General features: G+C 66.7%; 1 protein-coding gene. It reads right to left on the bottom strand.

The window, feature by feature from the left end:
- Positions 1-1,028 (bottom strand): fimbria/pilus outer membrane usher protein (locus AC6BYQ_RS28405; RefSeq protein WP_498057920.1); only part of this gene is annotated, 1,028 nt, incomplete at both ends.

The following is a 1,028-nucleotide window of genomic DNA, read 5'->3' as shown; positions in this document are numbered from 1 at the left end:
GCCGACAGCGACAGGCTCAGGTTGCGAAAGCGCCCGAGGTCGAAGTAGCGCGACAGCGTCAGGTTGTAGCGGTCGTTGGCCGGCCGGTCCCAGTAGGTCTCGTGGCTGTAGTTGAGGTACGAGCTCAGCCCCCAGTCGCGAAACTGTTTGTTGAAGGTGACGGTGTACATCTCCTTGCCGCTGCCGTTGCGGTTGCCGTAGTAGCGCGCGTCCAGGTACTCGCCCATGCTCATAAAGTCCCGCTCCGAGAAGCGGTAGCCGGCGAAGGTCACCTGGCTGTCGTACTCGTCGAAGCTCTTCGAGTAGCTCAGCCGGTACGAGCCGCCGCTCAGCGTCCCGTCTTCCTGTGGCAACCGCGCCCGCGACTGGGTGACGTCGAACGACAGCGCCCCCAGCACCATCAGGTCGCGACCAATACCCAGCGAGGCCGCGTTATAGTCGCCGCCCGCCAGCGCGCCGCCGTACAGCGACCAGCCGTTGCTTACCCCCCAGGAAAACTCGCCGGTGCCGAACAGCGGCCCGCGCGCGTGGTGCTGCCAGTCCGCCGGCTTGCCCGCCGCCAGCTTGAAGCGCACCGAGCCGGGGCGCGTCAGGTACGGGATATTGGCGGTGTTCACCACAAATTCCTGCACGCTGCCGTCCTGCTCCTCGACCCGCACGTTCAGCTCGCCCGTCACTGCGTCGTTGATGTCCTGGATGCGGAATGGACCTGAGGCGACCGTGGTCTCGTACAGCACCCGCCCCTGCTGGCTGATGACCACCTTGGCGTTGGTCTTCGCCACGCCCACCACTTCCGGCGCATAGCCGCGCAGGTTGGGCGGCAGCATGTTGTCGTCCGATACCAGGCTGGCGCCGGCAAAGCGGAAGCTGTCGAACATGCCGGAGTCCAGGTAGCTCTCCCCCACCGTCAGCTTCGAGCGCAGCGCCGGCAGCGCGCGGTAGGCGTAATACCGGCTCCAGTCCAGCCGCCTGTCGGTCGGCTGGCCGCTGCCGGTCTGGTGGCTGAGGTTGCCCTGCCAGTCGGCCCG

The sequence above is a fragment of the Serratia sp. LTN-2 genome (genome assembly GCF_059740205.1).
Note: the sequence above shows the minus strand (reverse complement) of the source record. Positions and strands in the feature narration are given on the sequence as shown.